The sequence below is a fragment of the Leptolyngbya sp. BC1307 genome (assembly GCF_002286735.1).
Classification (GTDB): Bacteria; Cyanobacteriota; Cyanobacteriia; order Phormidesmidales; family Phormidesmidaceae; genus Phormidesmis.
In genome coordinates, this window is the sequence record NZ_NRTA01000041.1 from 1 (window position 1) to 14,842 (window position 14,842).

Consider the following 14,842-nt stretch of genomic DNA (forward strand, 5'->3'; position numbering starts at 1 on the left):
GGATGGCGGCAATCGCTATTTTTGACTTGAATTCTGGACTGTACTGTCTGCGTTTTCTGCTCATGAATAACTCCTATCATTTCTTGAGTGATTCAGAGCTTAACGACCTGTTTAGTTTTTGGGGTCCACTATACCGTTGCCTGGGTACATTGCTCAATCGGGGCAAACAGCGCTCGTAGCTTCACATCTGAGCCCCACTGTCTCGGTCGACCTGGCCCCCGGACGCTGGGATTGGCTGAAAAGGCGGCACGACCAACCGTCGAAATCGGGGCGCGGCTAATCAGGTGTAGACCAGCAGCTCTGAAAGGTTTTAAGATTTTGGCTGAGGCGTAGTAGGCATCTAAGAGGCCATAGCTGCCAGTGACCATAAAGGCGACACAAACGGCTGCCATCTTGTCGACTAGCGTCAGCCCTCTATCCGCCTCAACTGGCTCAATCCCATCATGTAGCTTCAGTCCTAGGGGAACAGCGAATAGCGCTGAGCCACTGCCCAGCAACAGGTTAAGGGCGCTGAAGTAGTGACCCCGAATCCACTCAGGCTTACTGACATCTTCGGATTCTTGATGCAAGCCTTTGATACCTGGCATCTTGCGCCCTTCTTTACTCACTTTGATGCCGTCTCCGGCATAGACTCGCTGCCCTTTTAAGGTCTTGATGCTGGAATGGCTTGATAACCAGCGGCCCCACCGCAAACACCCCTCATCCATCGTGAATGCTGTCGAATGGAACCAGTGAAGCGCTTGCCCATAATACGCTTCGCCTAACCCTACGCCATTCAGGTAGCTGCTCACTGCTGCGGGTTGATGGCTCAAAAGCGCACCCCATAGCAACAAAACGAACCACTCAAACGGCACTTCCCGACTAAACGCTGGACGCAGTTTGACGATTCCCTTGGAAGGCTTCGCCATCGCTTGATCTATAAGTTGGTAGAGTTCCATAATTGAACTGGTTGAGTGTGGTTATTCAACCAGTCTCGAACATTCCCTGCCTTTTCGGTATCGGAATGTTCGTTGCTCTCAATCGACCAAAGCACGAGAAAAACTTCCCACTGTCCAGATATGAAAGATAATTCGATGGGCGATACTGGATTCGAACCAGTGACTTCTTCCCTGTCAAGGAAGCACTCTACCACTGAGTTAATCGCCCGATGCGATCGCTGCGAAGCCACAGTAAATTCTGCTGCTTACACAATGGCTTCTGAATATACCATAGCCATCCGAAAGAAAGCAATGCTCAATGGGTGATTTCCGATAAAAGCCTTGCAGTCGTTAAGATAGTAAAGATTTGGATAGCGTTGAGTTTTAGACCTTTTATGTACTGGCAAGAAGTTTCGGGCAATTGGTTTTTGGTTCCTGAGCGGCCTCGGGCGATTATTCACTTTTTGGGCGGTGCCTTTGTGGCGGCGGCTCCTCACCTCACCTATCGCTGGCTGCTAGAAGCGCTGTACCAGGAAGGCTATGCGGTGATTGCGACGCCGTTTGTGAATACGTTTGACCACGGGGCGATCGCCCACGAAACCCTCATTACCTTTGAGCAGGGGCTAACCTACTTAGGCAAGCAGCGGCCAGAGCTGCTTGCTCTGCCCATCTATGGCTTAGGCCACAGCATGGGCTGCAAAGTCCACCTGCTGATTGGCAGCATTCATAGCGCTCGGCGGGCCGGCAATATGTTTGTTTCTTTCAATAACTACCCTGCCCGTAAGTCTATCCCGCTGCTCGACCAGGCGCTGCAACAGGCCAGACAGTTTGTGCCAGATCTTCAGCTCGATACGCGCATGGAGTTTGTGCCTAGCCCCGAGCAAACGCTAGACCTGATTGGTACTCAATACGAGACGCCTTATAATTTGCTAGTTAAATTTCGCAGTGACACCATCGACCAAACCCGCCCTTTGAGCGATGTGCTGGTGCGCCGCTTTCCGCAAACTACCACTGTGAAGATTATCCAAGGATCGCATACCACCCCCATCGCGCAAGACGTGCAGTGGCAGACGAGCAGCTCATTTAGCCCATTTGATGCGATTGGACAGTTTGTTAAGCAAGAGTTTTACCGGGATATTAAAGTGCTAAAAGCAGAGATACTCTACTGGCTCGAAGGCGAAAGGCCCATTTATGGCTAACCACTATGGCTAACTACATTTGCATTACCTGCGGAACACAGTTTGCTCAAACGTCTCAAGCGCCCAAGAGCTGCCCTATCTGCGAAGATGAGCGCCAGTACGTCGGTCAGGGTGGTCAGCAGTGGACTACCCTACCGGAACTGAGGCAGGGCCACCACAATCGTATTACTCAGCAAGAAGACTGTCTGTATGGCATCGGCACAGAGCCAAGATTTGCGATTGGTCAGCGGGCGCTGCTGATTCAGTCGGACCAGGGCAACGTTTTGTGGGACTGCATTAGCCTGATCGACGATGAAACGATTGAGAAGGTCAATGCGCTCGGCGGTGTGAAGGCGATCGCCATTTCTCACCCTCACTACTATTCATCAGCAGTTGAATGGGCACAGGCTTTTGGTGTTAGCCTCTACCTGCACGAAGCTGACCGTCAGTGGGGGATGCGGCCTGACCCGGCTATTGAATTTTGGCAGGGCAATACGCTCGAACTGCAACCGAGAATTACGCTGATTAGAGCAGGGGGTCACTTTGAGGGCGGGACGGTGTGTCATTGGGCTACGGGCGCAAATGGAGCAGGCACGCTGTGTACAGGCGATGTCATTCAAGTCGTTGCCGATAAACGCTGGGTGAGCTTTATGTACAGCTACCCTAACCTGATTCCATTATCTGCCGATAAAATTCGGCGGATTGTCGAGGCCGTAGAGCCTTACTCTTTTGAGCGTATTTACGGTGCTTGGTGGGATGCAGTCGTGACCCCTGAGGCAAAAGCTAGCGTTCGTCGCTCAGCGGAGCGATATATCAAAGCAATTGAAGGGAGTGCTTGAGACAAAGGCAGGCAACGCTATGGTCTGTCCAGGAGATATGCTGAAGAGGCCCGCATCTTGAGGGTTGCCTGTTCTAAAGCCGTGATCGGTTAGCGATCGCGCTCATTCAGCTCGTCACCCCATGCTGGCGCTCTAACAGCAGCCTTGCTGACTGATTCCCTATTCCTACGGTGGCCATGGACTATTCACTTTTCGAAGATCTGTTTGGTACCTGGGAGGCCACCCTACATACGCTGATAGTCGGAACGCTTTCGTATTTTGGGCTGATCGTTTGGCTGCGCATTTCTGGAAAGCGGACGCTGTCAAAATGGAATGCTTTCGACTTTGTTGTCACCATTGCCTTTGGCTCAATTCTAGCCAGCGCCATGCTAACCGGCAGCACGTCATTTTTTCAAGCGATGCTGAGCATCGGGCTTTTAATAGGCTTGCAATACCTGATCACCTGGCTATCGGTACGCACTGATAAAGTGCAGGCGCTGATCAAGGCTAAGCCAACCTTACTGCTGTTTCAAGGGCAACTGCTTGAGGCCATGCTTAAAAAGCAGCGAGTCGCCAAAGGAGAAGTCCTAGCGGCCATTCGGCTCAGCGGACAGAGCCAGATCGAAGCGGTAGATGCCGTTATCTTAGAGACCGATGGCTCGTTTAGCATCATCCCGACCGTAGATCCTACTAACGCTTCTGCGCTCAGAGATGTAGAAGGCTTTCGGTAAATTAGCTTGCCTGATATGCGCGCGGCGACTGCTATATCGGCTGCGCGATCGCACATCGACTCTCAGTTCCCACAGCAGGTGGCTCCAGGCATCTTTGCGTCTGCGGAATTTTGATCAAAAAGCGAGTGCCCTTCCCCGGCTCCGAAAGACATTGAATCTGGCCGCCATGCTTTTCAACTACGATTTGATGACTGATTGAGAGCCCAAGCCCGGTGCCCTTGCCGACCGCCTTAGTCGTAAAAAATGGGTCAAAGAGCTTAGCGCGAATCGCCTCTGGAATGCCAGGGCCGTTGTCAGCAATTTGGATAATTACCTGTCGGTCAGTTGTGAGCTCAGTGCATATCTCAATTGTATGAGCACTGCTACTCGCTTCTGGTTCGCTCAAGCGGCTGCGGTTCTCCTCTATAGCGTCGATGGCATTCGCCAAAATATTCATAAATACCTGGTTGAGTTGGCTCGGATAGCACTCCACCTCAAACGCAGCGCTGTAGTGCTTAATCACCTCTATTGGCTCACTATCAACAGCGCCTCGCAGCTTATGCTGCAAAATCAGCAGCGTACTGTCAATGCCTTCGTGAATATTAATAGACTTAATATCGGCCTCATCCAGCCGGGAGAAATTACGCAGAGATAGGACGATTCGTCGAATCCGGTCTGCGCCGATCTCTAGCGAGTCAAGGAGATTAAAAGCATCCTTGACCACAAATGAAATATCAACACTCTCCAGATGCTCTTGCAGGTCTGCAGGTGGGTTAGGGTAGCACGTCTGGTAATGGGTCAACAGATCAATAAAGTCTTGAAAATAGCGTCTGGCAGGCCGCAGATTGCCATAGATAAAATTTACCGGGTTGTTGATCTCATGGGCAAGGCCGGCTGTCATCTGACCGAGAGAAGACATTTTTTCGCTCTGTACTAGATGTACCTGAGTTTGTGTAAGATTGTCTAAAACACTGTTGAGTTCTGCGGTGCGGGACTGCACTCGTTCTTCTAATTCGTAAGTCAGTAGCTGAAGCTGGGCTTCTGTTTTGGCTTGTTCTACCACTTTTTGATTGAGCAGTTGGTTTTGCTGTTCTAGCTGACATTTCATTTGGTGAAGACGCAGCTGAACATCCAAACGAGTGACGACTTCTTCTTGCTGAAAGGGTTTGGTGATGTAGTCTACCGCGCCTAGCTTCAGACCTTTGATCTTATTGGCACTATCAGAGAGCGCCGTCATAAAGATAATCGGAATATCGGCGGTAGCAGCATGGGCTTTAAGCTGACGGCAGGTTTCAAAGCCGTCAATGCCAGGCAGCATGACATCGAGCAAAATCAGATCGGGGCTGGCAGATTGGGCCTGCTGGAGGGCAGTTTCTCCATCGCTGGCTGTCAGCGCTACCCAGCCCTGGGTGTGAATATAGTCTGAGAGAATGGCCAGGTTTGTCCGGGTATCGTCTACCAGCAGTATCCGAACTGGCTCAGTCGCGCTGTCTCTCATAATAGCGAACGGGTAGTGGCGAACGGGTAAATACTAATAATTTAGGATGCCCGCTGAACCCATGAGATTTGCTATGGCGCGGCGGTAGCGGTGTAGTAGCTGTGGCGGACAAATGGGAGGGCGATCGCCTCTCCTGCCACGTCATCTACCTCTACACTCAGCCCCTCTCCCCCCGCTTTAGTCCGCAGGTAACCCAGGCCCAAAACGCCCGATTCAGTTTCTGTGACGCTAGTGAGCCTGCCAATTTTTGCGCCATCTTGGGTAATCGTCGCCCCCGCTGCCACTGGCGCTGTCAGGGTGATGCCCCACAGCCGCTTTTTCACGCCCTGATAGGTATTGAGCCGGGCGATCGTCTCTTGGCCAATGTAGCAGCCCTTTTCAAAAGAGACGCTCTGCCAGAGACCTGCTTCTAGCGGGTTGTCCTCATCGGTGAGTTCTTGTCCGGGGAGCGGACGCCCTTGCTGAATGCGCAGTGTTTCCCACTGTTCGGTTGTGCCTGGGCTAGCACCTGCGCTAATGAGTGCCTGCCATACCGATGCAGCATGGGTCTTGGGGCCCCAGAAAGTGTAGCCAGCGATCGCCAAATCACTCCCTACAGCAATATCAGCGGTCAGATCGTCGGCAACCGGTAGCGTTTGATGGCTAAATTCAGGTTGCCCAACCAGATCAGCCGCTCCGAGCTGACGAGCCACGTCATCAGCCCCCTCACCCAGCACCGTAAATAGAAAAGTCTGGTCGCTCTCATCGCTCAGGCTGACCTGATCTGAAAAGAAAATATAGCGATCCATCCAGTCATAGAGCGTCTGAGCCATCCCCGGCGACACCACTAGCAGTAGCGCCTCAGGCAAGACATAAACCGTTGCCAGATCAATCGTTCGCCCGGTAGAAGTGACAAACACGGTAGAGCAGCCCTGCCCCGCCGTCAGCTGCTCAATCTGATTAGTGGTTTGGTTGTGCAAAAAGCGCACCCGATCAGCACCCGTCAGACGAATGCGGCCCCAGTGGCTGCGGTCAAATACAGTAAGCGTCATAGCGGTTTAAAGCCTTATCTTTTCCCTTCAAAGATCATGGGCACGCCTCTAGCGGGTGCTAAAGTTACCCCTCTTCGCCGGGCCGCTTCAGGTCGGTCATCGGCGAGTCGAAATCGGTAGTGAGCGAGCATTGTCGCGACCGACAGCTTCATCTCATACTGCGCTAGGGCTTCTCCCACACAGCGCCGCGCCCCGTTGCCAAAGGGAATAAACTCGTAGGGCGAGAATTTTCTCTCTAAAAAGCGCTCAGGCCGAAAAGCTTTAGGGTCGGGGTAGAGATCTTCTCTTTGGTGAGTTAAGAAAATGCAGCCCAAAAGTGTCGTGCCGGGAGTAAAGGTATGCCCCATGATTTCGACCGGCTCTTGGGCAACACGCGGAAAGGTGAACATGGCTACGGGCGATCGCCGCAGCGTTTCTTTACACAGCGCGCTCAAATAGGGCAGTTGGGCAATGGCGGTCGGGGTCGCGTCCGGCCCTAATTCGTCAAGTTCAGCCAGCAGCTTAGCTTTGACTTCTGGCTCTTTGTGAATCCAGTACATAGCCCAGGCGATCGCCGTTGCCGTCGTTTCGTGGCCAGCCATGAGCAAAGCCATCAGCTCATCGCGCAGCTCTTCTTCTTCTAAAGCTTCGCCGGTTTCGGTACGAGCAGCCATCAGCATGGAGAGAATGTCAGTGCGGCTAGAGTCGGGGTGGGCCTGGCGATCGCGAATTTCTGCGTAAATCAGCTCGTCTAGCTGCTGCCGCAGTTTCACAAACCGACCCCACGGGCTCCAGGGTCCCCAGTCTTTTTGCAGGCCGTTAAAAAACAGCATCAGCGCTGACATCGGCGAACCAAAGCGATCCACCGTGTCTGTCAAAACCGACATAATCTCTTTAGCCCGGGGGCTATCGCCGAGCCCAAAGACTACCTGAAAGATGGTCTGCAAAGAGACTTGCTGAGTTAGCGTGCGGGCAGAGAACGTTTCACCGGGCTGCAAATTGCTGACAATCGCATCTGTCAGATCGCAGATTAGCTGGCCGTAGACTTCTAATCGCTCGCAGTGAAAAGCCGGGGTGATCAGCTGTCGCCTTTCTTTGTGGCGATCGCCGCCGAGCATAATCACCGAAGCCCCGCCAATCAGCGGCTCTAAAATGCGGTTAAATTCACCCGGCGCATTAAAGGTTTTGCGATCGCGGGTCAAAACGTACTGCATCGCCTCAGGATGACTGGTGATCACCACCGGCCCCACGCCGAACCCCAACGAATCTTCAATAAAGAAATCGGGCGTGCGGGTCTTAGTTCTCTCCAGATAGCTCACCGGATCTAAAATCCATTCCAGTCGGCGCAGCCCGTTCAGGCCCCCTGGCTTGCTAATTGGTTTAACGCTCTCGCTAGAATTCTGAGCGTTTTCTCTGGTATCGCTGACGGCACCTGATTTAAGCATTTGATTGCGTTGTGAACGACTGACCCCTTAACTATTTTGACTCAATATCTTAGTTCTGAGGGATTCTCGGTTCTTATCTTTCGCGCCTGCTGGCCCGATCTCTACTGAATCTCTACTGACAATCGCGGTTTTCTTCAGCGCCATCGGGCATGATGGTGTGGCACAAAATCGCCCGACTGCGGTTGACGCCGCGCAGATTGGCCCCCGTCAGATCAGCGCCACTGAGATCGGCGATGCCAAAAATCGCAGCGGTAAGTTCGGCATTGACCAGCGTAGCGTTCTTTAAATTGGCCTCGTTCATATTGGCCTGAGTGAGAATAGTACCCGTCATGTTTGCCCCAGACAGGTCGATGTTTTGCATCTGCGCCCCGTTCAGCTCAGCGCCGCTGAGGTTGGCCCCACTGAGGTTGGCCCCACTGAGTTCAGAGAGCATTAAATTGGTATTGGTCAGGTCTGCACCGCTGAGGTTGGCCCCAGTGAGAGAAGCGATCTTCAAGTTAGCGCGGTGGAGCTGCGCGTTACTCAAGTCAGCGTCATTGAGAATGCAAACCGGGCAAGAGTTGTCCATCATCAGCATTTCGACATCTTCAGCGATGAAGGCCCAGCTCGGCGCGGCAAAGCCTAACAGCCCTGCTAGCGAAATGCCTAAAGCCAGTAAAAACGAAGCGATCTTAACTTTCATGCTGCTCTTAACCCAATCAACACAGACAACGGTTCATATTGTCCCATACTCGCCGGAGATGTGGCTGCTACGATCGCCCGGGCAGGAAGCGAGCCCCTGGAGCAGTTAGCCAGTTATGATGCCGTTTAGCAGCGATCGCCACTATGCGCTAAACAACCGCTTATGATATGCTCTCGCCTGACTGTTTGCCCTGATTGCTATTTGCCCTGATTGCTATTTGCCCTGATTGCTATTTGCCCTGACTGTTTACCCTGACTGTTTACCCTGACTGTTTACCCTGACTGTTTACCCTGACTGTTTACCCTGACTGTGGAGATGAGGCCATAGCGTGTTCGATAACAGGCCACAGTTCCTTTTGCTCTGTCTGATTTTAGGAGGCATCATACTGTCGCTATACAGCACTAATCCCGACTGGTACAGCCAGGCTGCAGTGCTGCGCGACAGCGTCATTTTGACCTGGATGGTGAGCTTGCTCAATTTGGCGGTAGGCAACGGGCTAGGGCGGCTGTTGGGCATTCGTCCGCGCCAGCTAATTGGGTTGCTGGGCATCGTCTTTTCGCCGCTGCTGCATCGCAGCTTGGGCCATCTGCTGGCAAATACAATTCCTTTTTTGGTGCTGGGCTGGCTGGTTTTGCTGCAGGGCAGGCTCCAGGGGCAAAGCGACTTTTACGCGGTAACCGTCACTATTTTACTAATTGGCGGCTTGGGTACCTGGCTATTTGGCCGGGATGCCATTCACTTAGGAGCCAGCGGTCTGATTTTTGGCTATATCGGGTTTTTGCTAATCAATGGCTATGCTGAGGCCACGCTGCTGACTATCGGGTTCGCTTTGGTCGTTTTCTTAATGTATGGCAATCAGCTCTGGTCGATGCTGCCTAGTTCTAATGAAACCACTATTTCTTGGGAAGGCCATTTATTTGGCTTTGCGGGCGGTATTGTCGCAGGCGTGCGGCCCGATTGGCTAGAGACTATTGGCGCTGCTCTCAATAACCTGATCCAGCAGCTCTCTGTTCTGTAGTCTTTTGTTCCGTAGTCTCCTGCTCTATAGATTTTTGACCGGTGATAGTTACACAGGCTACTGACGCAGGCTATAGTTTGAAGACAGTCAACGGGCTGATAGGTAAACTAGATTCACCATCAGCTTGTCTTTGGGCAACATTCAGTTATTAAAACGCTGTGCTAAAACGTTTTTTCTGAGGAAAGTTGCAATGAAATCTTTAGCTTTTGATGGGGTCTTTAAAGGGATAGTAGCGCTGGCTTTAGTCGGGTTTGGGCCGCTGTCGGCGGCAGCGAGCGCTCAGGTGTTTTCTTCTCAGCGCGCTCAAAATACGCCCGCTGAGCTGACTCAAACAGGTGCCACGCTGCGCACTACGCTTGAGCAGGACGAAACCCTTTACCTGAATAAAAATAAAACTTACGATTATAACCTGGTGCTGCGGACTGATTCAGCGATTGGCAACCAGCGCCTGCCGGTAGGCACCATTGTTCGCGGTCGATTTGAGCCAGCAGACGGCGGACTGGTCTATGTGGCCAATTCGGTAGAGGTGGCTGACCGCATTTATCGAATTAATGCGGCTTCTGATTTGATTCGCGATCGCAAAGACCCCCGCCAAACTTCGACGGGCGCTATCCTTACTGATGCGGCGATTGGCGCGGCTGGTGGCTACGTGCTCGGAGAAGTCTTAGGTCGCCCCGGTCTGTGGGAAGTGGCTGGCGGCGCAGCGGCTGGCGTTTTAGTTGGCAATACGACTGCGCCTTTTGTGGTAGTGATCAGCCCGGAAGACCCCATAGTACTCCACTCAAACTGACGGGCGGGCGTCTGCTTTCGTGGCTGAAATTGGCAGTTTGGGGTGCGTCTATAGCGCCATTGCGTATGGCTAGATACTGACGGAATCGGCCTTCTCAGCGAGCATGGCGTCAAGGCTGCCTGCCGCCAACGCTATAATTTCTCCCTATGACGACTATCCATCTGCCGTCTCCGCTGCCTACCGACTTCACCACCCGAGATCTTTGGGAACTTCCTCCCTTGCTGGCCGACGCCGAAGCCCGGCTGCACCGTCTGGCGGAATCTGTCTACGCCGACTTAGAAGTGGTCAGCTACTCAGGCCGAACCTGGGACTATAGCCGCGACCCTGATATTTTAGAAGTCGCCATTTTGGGGGCAGGGCACGGTGGTAAGTCAGCGGCGTTTGGGCTGCGGCAGCATGGCATCAGCAGGGTTCGCATTTTTGATCGGCGGGTGGCCGGACAGGAGGGGGTTTGGCGAGACTTCGCTCGGAATGCGACATTGCGATCGCCCAAACAAGTCACCGGCGGACTCGACTGGGGCCTTGCCAACCTCAACTTTCGCCGCTGGTGCGCTGCCTGTCACGGTGACGACTACTGGCAAAGAATCAAATACATTCCCCGACTGCTCTGGGCAGATTATCTAGACTGGTATGGCAAAGTATTAGACTTGCCCATTCAAAACGATACCGACATTCAAGACATCACCTGGCATGAAGCAGAGCAGTGCTTCTGGCTTCACGCGCAGCATCAGGGCAATGCCGAACGATACAAGGCCCGCTTTGTTGTTTTAGCCACTGGCATGGAGTGTGCCGGGGGCAAGAATGTGCCTAATATTGTCAAAGAGAGTTTGCCTGATCACTGCTATGCCCACACAATGGACAAGATTGACTTTGCCGCCTATGCGGACAAGCGGGTAATGATTATTGGCGGCGGCGCAAGCGCCTTTGACAACGCCATTTTGTTGTTGAAAGCTGGGGCAAGATCGGTAGATATAACCATTCGCCGCGCCAAATTACCCGATATTAACCGCATCCGTTGGAGTGAATGGAACGGCTATCACCGCCACTACATAGACTTGCCCGATGCAGCTAAGTGGGCCTACAGCCTATCGGAGTCTCGATTGGGTCAGCTGCCGCCTGCTCACACCTACTATCAGGCGACTAGCCATCCTCGCTTTACACTGTATACCAAAGCCCCAGTACAACAGCTTGACTATAAGAATGGAGAGATTGTGGGAGTGTATGGAGATGGGGCGATCGCCAATTCCACAGTTCGCACGTTCTCTCACGACGCGCTAATTTGCAGCACCGGATTTTCTACCAACTTAGACCAACAGTCTGAGCTACGCACGTTAGCCCCCTACATTGCCCGCTGGCAAGACTGCTTTACGCCGCCCCCCGGTGATGAACACACAGAGATGTCTCGCTATCCTTACCTGGGAAAAAGCCTCGAATTCATGCCAAAATCTCCAGAGTACAACTATCTCGGGCGCTGCTACTACCTCTCTTCTGGCGCTGCTGTTCCCAGCGGCTTTCGCGCCAACCTTACCGACTTGCAGTTTGCCCTACCAAGAATCATCTACGACATTGGCAGACAGCTGTTTATCGAAAATCAGGACGACATTCGAGCTAATTTTGAAGCGTATGATGTTAAAGAATATTAGCGCTTTCTATTGCTGTCAGCAAACTACTCGAACACATCAATTTGATCTAAAACAATTTGACCGCAATTAGCCATCTCACTCAAGCAGTAGCTTATACAAAAAATGTGGCTTGTAATACATTTGCCGGAAAAATAGCCTGCTAGCTTGTCTAACATGTTCCGGTGTGAGGACTTCAGAGTGAATGCGGTTGATCGGGGCGCAGGCGTTGTCTCGAGTACGACGTTGCGAAATGGCTTGATTTGCGACTTGGCTACCTGGCTGACAATACTGAGTTTTTGCCCCTGCCGCGATCTGCTAGCGACCCGACTCGGGGTTTATTTGGTGGCACCAATACGCTCACCGGACAAGTCGGCGTTCATCCGACTGACAATCTCAATCTCAGGTTTCTCTATACTCGGAGTAATCTAGAGCCTAACTCGCAAGGATTTGTTGGTGGCGCGCTGAGTGAGCCGCTCTATGGATTTGCTGACGATGGCTTTGGTGGCCCTTTGCGAACAGCCACAGCGGATACCTTTTTGTTTAACTTCGACTGGCTAGTAGCTAAAGGGTTCGGACTGTTTGGTCGCTATAGCTATGGCAGTACGAATTTGTTTCCAGCGACCGCCGGGCGGGCTGACGGCGATGTCAATGCTCAGTCTATTCAGATTGGGACGGCTTTTCCAGATCTCATCAAGCAGGGCGCTCTAGCAACCATCTCGTATGTTCAACCCTTTGAAGTGCTAGACGGTCGCAATTTTCTGCTTTCTGGCGGCGGCGATGGCGGCATCCAAAAAGAGGTCGAAGTTTCTTATCGCTACCCAGCTAACTCCAGTTTTTCGGTGGTGCCATCTATTTACTGGATTATGGAGGCCAACAACTTTAGCGATAACCCAGATATCTTTGTTTTTAATCTACAAACGCAGATTTCTTTCTAGACCTCCCATCAAGCGAGCCGTTTTGAGCAGTTAGGAGATAGAGAAGGGCTGCAGATGCTGTCTCTCAACTGCTTGGAGGTCAATATCTCGTGTTTGACGCTATTGACAAGTGGCGTAGCTACATGGAGGAAAATTCGGCAGCAGTGAAGATTGCGCTGTCTTAGACTGAATTTGATCATCTTGATGCCGCTGCGCCGCTGGGAGTGACCGTAGGCGATCGCGCTGTCACTATGGGTACAGTGAATCGATGATGTCGGTAAGGCAGGCGTTTCGTCTGTGCAGTCTAACGGTCACAATAGTAGAGTGACCGTACTTACTCCAGACTATTCGGTGCCCCCATTGACCAGTTCTAAACCAAGCGTGAGAAAGATTATCCATGTAGACATGGACGCTTTCTATGCGTCGGTAGAGCAGAGAGACAATCCGGTGCTGCGCGGTCAGCCGGTAGCGGTTGGGGGGACTCCTGAACAGCGCGGGGTGGTGATGACGGCTAGCTACGAGGCCAGGAAATTTGGCATTCACTCGGCCATGCCCTCTCGTAGCGCCCTGATGCGCTGCCCGCAGATCGTGTTTGTGCCGCCTCGGTTTGATGCTTACAAAGCAGCTTCGGCTGAGACTAGAAAGATCTTTTTCGACTACACAGACCTGGTGGAGCCCCTCTCTCTTGATGAAGCTTATCTGGATGTGACAGTGGATAAGCAGGGGATCGGGTCGGCGATGGCGATCGCACAGCAAATCAAACACCGCATCCAGACGAATCTACATCTCACGGCCTCGGCGGGCGTTTCTATCAACAAGTTTCTGGCCAAGATTGCATCGGATTTGGATAAGCCCGACGGGCTTTCTTTGATATCGCCACAGCAGGCAGAAGCATTTCTAGAGCGCTTGCCGATCGCCGCATTTCATGGCGTTGGCCCAGCGACGGCAGCGAAGATGAAGGCGCAGGGCATAGAGACTGGCGCAGACCTGAAGCAGTGGGACAGGGCGCGGCTGATCGCCACCTTTGGCAAAGCGGGAGACTATTATTACCGGGTCGTGAGGGCGGAGGACAACCGCCCAGTCAATCCCCATCGCATTCGCAAGTCGATTGGCGCGGAGCGCAGCTTCTCACCAGATTTGCGACAGCGTGAGGAGATGGATGCAGCGCTGGTAAAGATTGCGCAGGAGGTGCATCAGCGGCTGAGTGCGAACAAACGCCATGGCTATACGCTGACGCTGAAGATAAAATACGGCAACTATGAAACGATTACGCGCAGTCGCACGCGAGAGAGTTTGATTCAGGAACCGGAGGAGATCTTGCAGTTATCACGCGACTTGCTGTCCGCACATCTAGAGCCAAATCGACCGGTCAGGCTGCTGGGCATCACGATCTCGAATTTGGCTCATCCTCAGTCATTTCAGCAGCTAGCGCTGGACTTATCGAAGCTCTATGTTTGAAGTTTGAATGTTTGAATGGGCAAAGTGACTCGCGGTTCTAAAAGCTTTCGCGGCTTAGCTCGCAAAGAGACGGCGAGATAGCTTGGCCTGCCGCATTTGGGCCAAGTCAATGAGGGGTGTGCAAGACCACATGTCATCGAGCGATCGCCCCGCTGCCGCCTGACAAGCGGCGGCCATGTCTTCAGCGATCGCCCGCCGAATCTGCTGCGCCTGCAGGTGCCCAATCACCCCCAGTCGGATCGCGGCTCCCAATAGACCGGTGACAAAGCCATGCACAAACGCAACAGCGGCTGACTGCTGGTCGAGTCCTGCTATTTGAGCAACTACGGCAAAGACGACCGGGTGCAAACAGTTGAGGCTACCTTGCGCTGTTTGTTCGCTTAAGGCCGTCAGCTGCGGATGCGGCCAGGTTTTGCTGGCAACCATGAGCAGGGCGCGGCCACTCTGACGCTGCGCGATGCGCGTTTTTTCGATAGGAGTTTGAGAAAATAGCCGTGCATCAACTTCGGCCACTGCGGGCAGATCGTGACGACGGCTCGCCTGATAAGCATGAGTGAGCGCCACCAGATCGGTGCTGCCTACTTTGTTGCACAACAGCAGCCGGACGAACGTTTCGACCTCTTCGGCAACGGTGATGGTTCCAGACTGCACCAAACTCTCTAGCCCATGAGAGAGGGTGTATGAACCCGAGGGAAAAAACGAATCTGCTAGCTGCATCAGAGTGAGCTTTTGATTGAGGGCGTCAGCGGTGATGGAGGGTTCAACAGACATTGCAGGGGCCT

14 protein-coding genes and 1 tRNA gene are annotated in these 14,842 nt (G+C 52.8%); 8 read left to right on the forward strand and 7 right to left on the reverse strand.

Annotation, left to right across the window (positions count from 1 at the left end; genetic code table 11):
- Positions 1-128: 128 nt before the first annotated feature.
- The gene (locus CKL79_RS17540) at positions 129-908 is read right to left on the reverse strand and encodes a hypothetical protein (protein WP_141242228.1); all 780 of its coding nucleotides are present in this window, start codon (positions 906-908) and stop codon (positions 129-131) included.
- A gap of 166 nt (positions 909-1,074) precedes the next feature.
- Positions 1,075-1,146: transfer RNA gene (locus CKL79_RS17545), tRNA-Val, on the reverse strand.
- A gap of 166 nt (positions 1,147-1,312) precedes the next feature.
- Between CKL79_RS17545 and CKL79_RS17550 the strand changes: the two genes are divergently transcribed.
- The 3 genes from CKL79_RS17550 to CKL79_RS17560 all read left to right on the forward strand — a co-directional run bounded on the left by CKL79_RS17550 (position 1,313) and on the right by CKL79_RS17560 (position 3,644).
- Positions 1,313-2,116 carry a DUF1350 family protein gene (locus CKL79_RS17550; protein WP_121970870.1) on the forward strand — a complete coding sequence of 268 codons (804 nt, stop codon included), beginning with the start codon at positions 1,313-1,315 and terminating at the stop codon, positions 2,114-2,116.
- Between the two features lie 5 nt (positions 2,117-2,121).
- Complete coding sequence (locus CKL79_RS17555; RefSeq protein ID WP_121970871.1) at positions 2,122-2,934, forward strand: MBL fold metallo-hydrolase; 813 nt, start codon at positions 2,122-2,124, stop codon at positions 2,932-2,934.
- Between the two features lie 176 nt (positions 2,935-3,110).
- Entirely contained in the window at positions 3,111-3,644 is a 534-nt protein-coding gene (locus CKL79_RS17560; protein WP_121970872.1) for a YetF domain-containing protein, read from the forward strand.
- A gap of 31 nt (positions 3,645-3,675) precedes the next feature.
- Here the strand turns inward: CKL79_RS17560 and CKL79_RS17565 are convergent, their stop codons facing one another.
- The 4 genes from CKL79_RS17565 to CKL79_RS17580 form a co-directional block, all read right to left on the reverse strand.
- The gene (locus CKL79_RS17565; RefSeq protein WP_121970873.1) at positions 3,676-5,121 is read right to left on the reverse strand and encodes a response regulator; all 1,446 of its coding nucleotides are present in this window, start codon (positions 5,119-5,121) and stop codon (positions 3,676-3,678) included.
- Between the two features lie 71 nt (positions 5,122-5,192).
- A complete protein-coding gene (locus CKL79_RS17570) occupies positions 5,193-6,152 on the reverse strand; it encodes a folate-binding protein YgfZ (protein ID WP_121970874.1) in 960 nt (319 codons plus the stop codon).
- A 14-nt stretch (positions 6,153-6,166) separates the two neighbouring features.
- Entirely contained in the window at positions 6,167-7,576 is a 1,410-nt protein-coding gene (locus CKL79_RS17575) for a cytochrome P450 (protein ID WP_121970875.1), read from the reverse strand.
- 112 nt (positions 7,577-7,688) lie between these two features.
- Positions 7,689-8,258, reverse strand: coding sequence for a pentapeptide repeat-containing protein (locus CKL79_RS17580; RefSeq protein ID WP_121970876.1), 570 nt, complete (start codon positions 8,256-8,258; stop codon positions 7,689-7,691).
- Between the two features lie 355 nt (positions 8,259-8,613).
- Between CKL79_RS17580 and CKL79_RS17585 the strand changes: the two genes are divergently transcribed.
- The 5 genes from CKL79_RS17585 to dinB all read left to right on the forward strand — a co-directional run bounded on the left by CKL79_RS17585 (position 8,614) and on the right by dinB (position 14,060).
- The gene (locus CKL79_RS17585; protein ID WP_240518940.1) at positions 8,614-9,276 is read left to right on the forward strand and encodes a rhomboid family intramembrane serine protease; all 663 of its coding nucleotides are present in this window, start codon (positions 8,614-8,616) and stop codon (positions 9,274-9,276) included.
- A gap of 190 nt (positions 9,277-9,466) precedes the next feature.
- Positions 9,467-10,066 carry a hypothetical protein gene (locus CKL79_RS17590; protein WP_121970877.1) on the forward strand — a complete coding sequence of 200 codons (600 nt, stop codon included), beginning with the start codon at positions 9,467-9,469 and terminating at the stop codon, positions 10,064-10,066.
- Between the two features lie 146 nt (positions 10,067-10,212).
- Positions 10,213-11,709 (forward strand): NAD(P)/FAD-dependent oxidoreductase, encoded by a 1,497-nt coding sequence (locus tag CKL79_RS17595; RefSeq protein ID WP_121970878.1) that lies wholly within the window; start codon positions 10,213-10,215, stop codon positions 11,707-11,709.
- A 239-nt stretch (positions 11,710-11,948) separates the two neighbouring features.
- Positions 11,949-12,623 carry a carbohydrate porin gene (locus CKL79_RS17600; protein WP_121970879.1) on the forward strand — a complete coding sequence of 225 codons (675 nt, stop codon included), beginning with the start codon at positions 11,949-11,951 and terminating at the stop codon, positions 12,621-12,623.
- Between the two features lie 360 nt (positions 12,624-12,983).
- Entirely contained in the window at positions 12,984-14,060 is a 1,077-nt protein-coding gene (dinB, locus tag CKL79_RS17605; protein ID WP_121970880.1) for a DNA polymerase IV, read from the forward strand.
- Between the two features lie 54 nt (positions 14,061-14,114).
- On the opposite strand, the gene CKL79_RS17610 is transcribed toward dinB, so the two are convergent.
- A complete protein-coding gene (locus tag CKL79_RS17610; RefSeq protein WP_121970881.1) occupies positions 14,115-14,831 on the reverse strand; it encodes an urease accessory UreF family protein in 717 nt (238 codons plus the stop codon).
- Positions 14,832-14,842 lie beyond the last annotated feature (11 nt).

What these genes read in the sequence shown, in the direction of transcription:
- CKL79_RS17540 (WP_141242228.1), bottom strand. Translation starts at nt 908, where the DNA reads ATGGCGAAGCCTTCCAAGGGAATCGTCAAACTGCGTCCAGCGTTTAGT.
- CKL79_RS17550 (WP_121970870.1), top strand. Translation starts at nt 1,313, where the DNA reads ATGTACTGGCAAGAAGTTTCGGGCAATTGGTTTTTGGTTCCTGAGCGG.
- CKL79_RS17555 (WP_121970871.1), top strand. Translation starts at nt 2,122, where the DNA reads ATGGCTAACTACATTTGCATTACCTGCGGAACACAGTTTGCTCAAACG.
- CKL79_RS17560 (WP_121970872.1), top strand. Translation starts at nt 3,111, where the DNA reads ATGGACTATTCACTTTTCGAAGATCTGTTTGGTACCTGGGAGGCCACC.
- CKL79_RS17565 (WP_121970873.1), bottom strand. Translation starts at nt 5,121, where the DNA reads ATGAGAGACAGCGCGACTGAGCCAGTTCGGATACTGCTGGTAGACGAT.
- CKL79_RS17570 (WP_121970874.1), bottom strand. Translation starts at nt 6,152, where the DNA reads ATGACGCTTACTGTATTTGACCGCAGCCACTGGGGCCGCATTCGTCTG.
- CKL79_RS17575 (WP_121970875.1), bottom strand. Translation starts at nt 7,576, where the DNA reads ATGCTTAAATCAGGTGCCGTCAGCGATACCAGAGAAAACGCTCAGAAT.
- CKL79_RS17580 (WP_121970876.1), bottom strand. Translation starts at nt 8,258, where the DNA reads ATGAAAGTTAAGATCGCTTCGTTTTTACTGGCTTTAGGCATTTCGCTA.
- CKL79_RS17590 (WP_121970877.1), top strand. Translation starts at nt 9,467, where the DNA reads ATGAAATCTTTAGCTTTTGATGGGGTCTTTAAAGGGATAGTAGCGCTG.
- CKL79_RS17595 (WP_121970878.1), top strand. Translation starts at nt 10,213, where the DNA reads ATGACGACTATCCATCTGCCGTCTCCGCTGCCTACCGACTTCACCACC.
- CKL79_RS17610 (WP_121970881.1), bottom strand. Translation starts at nt 14,831, where the DNA reads ATGTCTGTTGAACCCTCCATCACCGCTGACGCCCTCAATCAAAAGCTC.